The sequence below is a fragment of the Chromohalobacter sp. 296-RDG genome, assembly GCF_029889885.1.
Lineage (GTDB): Bacteria > Pseudomonadota > Gammaproteobacteria > Pseudomonadales > Halomonadaceae > Chromohalobacter.
In genome coordinates, this window is record NZ_JARANY010000116.1 from 1 (window position 1) to 4,109 (window position 4,109).

Below are 4,109 nucleotides of genomic sequence, written 5' to 3' on the forward strand. Positions count from 1 at the left end.
CAAAGTTAATATATCTAAACGAGAAATGCAAAGAATATCATGACGACTACATTTCCCATAAAAAAAGCAACCCACATAATGCTAGCAGCATTCTAGCCGACCTCGACAGTGAAGGGATCATCCCTGAAAATACTGCCAGAAGGATCAGCAATAAAATAAAGCCAGATTATGAGACAATCAATCTTTCCGAGTAGTATTAAACTTCCTTGGCCTGCCTCTACGTTCAACCACCTCGGGAACTTTATGAGCCGAGCGAAACCAGCTCCTCTCGCCGGGAGCTTCTGAAGCCATCACATAGTCCGTCTTGGTCATGTACCCAATTACCATATTCACCAAATACTCTTTTTTCGTATTGTCATAATAGTTCAGCGTACCGATACCCAAATACCGATATTCATGTTTATGTCGATTGCAATTATAATACCTACCTTCACTATTCAACACTACTTGATTTTTCCAGTATTCACCTAGCATCTTAGCCAGGATAATATCCTCACGATGCCTTGACCCATCGAAGAGTACTACAACATGAAAATGAAATCCACTTAATAAACCATACTCTAACTTAGCCAGATACCCTACAACACCGGGAGCGATAACCCCATCATTCATATCTTGGCGAAACATACCCCAATCTTTTTTGACATCTGATAGTGCACCTATAAAATCAACAATATCTACATATTTCCCCTTACGGTAGCTTAGATCCAGCCGAACAACCTCTAACCGAGCATATTTATCCATCAGAGAATGAATAAGTCTCTTAGCACCTCTCTTGCGCCCTCTTTTTGCATTACCCATCTTGTGTAAATACCGCTTCATCTGCTCACCTTGCATTACTCCACGGATCTTGGCCACAGCAGAGTCAAGCTTATCCTTTTGATCATCAGGATCGTAATCTCCAAAGGCCTCTAACCTCAACTCCCTCCAAGCAGTATTGAATGCCTCAACATAGGGGTGGCTATTGAAAAACATCTCCTCCTTGAATCCGTAACTATTCTTTTTAATTATAATTTCAATCAACTTTTTTCCAGACAAACTGGATGACCTAACGTACAATGTGCCACCCTTTCCTCTATGAACCTCAAATGGCACCTCATCTACCTCAAGCAAACGTGCCACTACCGCTTTCACCTCCTTGAAGTAAGCAACAACTTCTTCATTAAAGACACTCCTACTTTCATAAGAAACATCGTCAATGAGAAGCTCGCATTCTGGCCATTCTTGAGACACTCTCTCTTCTTCTTTAGAAACTCTCATAGGCACCTCTTGCAGCCAGGCTGCAACTCTTTTAGGATGAAGACTCTATCAAACCATATCTTCATAACTTACCATCCCTAAGTACCCCTAACACTTCTAACCTTCTAATTCTAATTCTAATAACATATACTCCATAATTAAATAGAGCTCATGGAAGTCAAAACCTTGCAGACAGCAACATAAGCAACCTACAAAATACAGAAAGGCATAAAAAGTTAGTATCATAAAACACTATCCTAGATTCTCAAAGCGAGATATCAGACATGCATAGCACTCAGAATGCCAACCCCAGCACCGATTAATAACAAGCTTATTTTTCATCACTTGCGATTTTCTATTATAGAATCAATCCACGTATCTACCTCTGATTCCACCCAAGCAACCGACACACGACCTAGCTTAACTTGGCGAGGAAATTCTGGATCATAGTACGGCGATTTAGGATCTAGCTTATTGTAGACGCTTGACCTAGAAAGCCCAGTCTTCTGCATTACGCTTTTCAATTTGATAAGGACTTGGTTGCTCATCATCAGGCTCCTCGTGAATTCGACGAGGCAAGGATGGCAAAGGCATCCAAAGCTTGCACCTGTTAACAGATGTTAGGCTACATGTGGATCTCAAGACACACTGCGGCTGTTTTGACGTTAGTCGGTCTTCTGCCCTTATCAGAAAAATGCCATACCGGTACCTAACAGCAGGAATCAGACTCTACGTACCACTGTCAGGGCATCGCCATAACGGTAATGGATCCATCCCACAAAGCAACCAAAGGGCCAACACACCGTATTATTAAAAAAAATAATGGATACATATAGTCCCACAAGGTCCAAACGAGTTCATTGATTTCCTATAACATCTAATAATTTAATCCTCATACTTGTTGTTATGATAAAAACAATTCACTACACATCGCTGCTAAACCTGCTAAATTTAGCATCGTTAGCAACCGGGGAGATTAGATGATGAGCGACTTTGTAGATGACAGCACTGACACAACGCCCCTTCCTCCAAGTGACAGACTATCGATCCTGGATGTGAACAATGCTTCCGCCTGGCCGCGCTATAAAGAAGGCTCTATATTCGAATCAACTGTAATTGAAGTATCTAAATCAATTGAGGTCGCTGATGAAATGGCTCGAACATCGGCGCTAAGTGTAATGGCCACTGCCTGCCAAGGCCTAGTCGACATAGAGTTTCCTAATGGAAAACAAGTACCTACTTCTTTGATGACTTTAACCATCGCTAAAGGCGGAGAGCGTAAAAGTGCTGTTGACTCATGGTTTTCCCAACCATTACTAGATTTTCAAATCCAGAAGGAGAGAGACGCAGAATCTCAGGAAAGCGCCAATACCCGTTTATATAAAAATTGGAGGATAAAGGAAAGGGCACTTGAAAATTCTTTGGACAAGGCATTCCGTGGAAAATCGGATGACCTAGAGATTAAAAATATTGAAAATCAGCTGCTCTTATTAAAATCGCAAGAACCATGCCCACCACGCGACATAAAAGTATATTACGAAGATGCAACACCAGGTGCATTAGCTCAAATCCTGTACAAGAAATTACCAATTGCATGCTTGGCTTCCAGTGACGCTGGAGATTTACTAAACGGACCTACATTTAGGGACCAGTCTCTTTTCAACTCTCTCTGGACTGGATCTTCATTTTCAGTAGACCGATCCAGCACGCCCAGCTTCACTCTACACCAACCAAGGTTAACCGTTTTATTGATGTTACAACCGGTTGCTATAGAGAAATTTTTAAAGAAAAAGGGTTATGAAGCACATGGTAATGGCTTTCTATCACGATTTCTCGTCGTAAAGCCAAAAGAAATGGCAGGGAAACGTACAGGTGACATGCCCCCTGTTCCTGACGAAATAAAATCGAAATTTTACGCGAGAGCTAATGAGCTTATATCTCGTTCGGTGGATCTCTTTGAAAAACAAGAAAAGCGATACACGTTAAAACTCAGCTCAAAAGCAAAAAACACATGGAAGGAAAAGTTTGATTTGATCGAAAAACAAATGTCAAAAGGAGACATTTATTATCATGAACAAGAGCATGCATCTAAGCTTATGGATAACATAAGCAGAATTGCGGGAGTTATTCACACCTTCGAAGGTTATGAAGGAGACGTCACCTCTGAAACAATTGAGTACGCCTACAGACTTGGCCGTAAATATTCTCAACAATATCTTGACAACGTATCTCCAGAACCCGAAGTGGTTAAGCTAACCAATTTATTGGTGCAAGACATACAAAAACTAGCGACATTAAATTACGACGGATTTATGTTCAAAAAATCGTTGATTCAACAACGAGGAGCAGGAATGTTAAGAGATACCGATTCAAGGCAAATGGCTTTTGATATGCTGGAACAGCTTGGACACCTTAGGTGTCCAAGTCATCATGGAGGCGAGTATGAGTTCAAAATGAAAGTCTGGACAACGTTCGAGCCTGAGATCAGGAATGGTGAGGAATATACAATCAGCGAGCTCCCTCTATGGGAGCAACATGAACTAAAATCACCGGTAGGTAGCGGAAGATACATTCCTACACTTATCGTCCCTGAAAAGTATGCAAAAAATCATTAATAAATAATAAAACATGACGGAAAAATAATTAAAATCAGGCGTGTCGCATAGTTAAAAACAGCCGCCTGAAATAAATAAATTTCAGATCCATATCACTCCTGTGAGCCAAGCCCTCCCCGGGCTTTCTTCACCGCCACAGGAGTCGTGATATGGCCCCACCTTGCATGCGCTGTCATTCACAGCACCTCATCAATCTCGAGACGGCCCGCAAGCTCGGCATCGCTGCCGGTGCGCTGGCCGGCAGTCTCAAGAGCG

Annotated in this window: 4 protein-coding genes; 2 read left to right on the forward strand and 2 right to left on the reverse strand. The window is 41.8% G+C overall.

Annotation, left to right across the window (positions count from 1 at the left end; all coding sequences use genetic code 11):
• On the forward strand, window positions 1-194 hold a 194-nt coding region (locus OP495_RS16695; protein WP_280570857.1), incomplete at its 5' end, for a hypothetical protein.
• On the opposite strand, the gene OP495_RS16700 is transcribed toward OP495_RS16695, so the two are convergent.
• A complete protein-coding gene (locus OP495_RS16700; protein WP_280570858.1) occupies window positions 178-1,260 on the reverse strand; it encodes an inovirus-type Gp2 protein in 1,083 nt (360 codons plus the stop codon). The two genes, OP495_RS16695 and OP495_RS16700, sit on opposite strands and share 17 nt — an antisense overlap.
• Window positions 1,261-1,580: 320 nt before the next feature.
• Window positions 1,581-1,790: an AlpA family transcriptional regulator gene (locus OP495_RS16705; RefSeq protein WP_348521325.1), complete on the reverse strand. Its 210-nt coding sequence runs from the start codon at window positions 1,788-1,790 to the stop codon at window positions 1,581-1,583.
• Window positions 1,791-2,219: 429 nt separating this feature from the next.
• Here OP495_RS16705 and OP495_RS16710 point away from each other — a divergent pair, with 429 nt between their 5' ends.
• Window positions 2,220-3,854 carry a YfjI family protein gene (locus tag OP495_RS16710; protein ID WP_280570859.1) on the forward strand — a complete coding sequence of 545 codons (1,635 nt, stop codon included), beginning with the start codon at window positions 2,220-2,222 and terminating at the stop codon, window positions 3,852-3,854.
• Window positions 3,855-4,109 lie beyond the last annotated feature (255 nt).

Bases quoted from the DNA above. Each gene is read 5' to 3' on its own strand.
- OP495_RS16700 (WP_280570858.1), bottom strand. From the start codon at position 1,260: ATGAGAGTTTCTAAAGAAGAAGAGAGAGTGTCTCAAGAATGGCCAGAA.
- OP495_RS16705 (WP_348521325.1), bottom strand. From the start codon at position 1,790: ATGATGAGCAACCAAGTCCTTATCAAATTGAAAAGCGTAATGCAGAAG.
- OP495_RS16710 (WP_280570859.1), top strand. From the start codon at position 2,220: ATGATGAGCGACTTTGTAGATGACAGCACTGACACAACGCCCCTTCCT.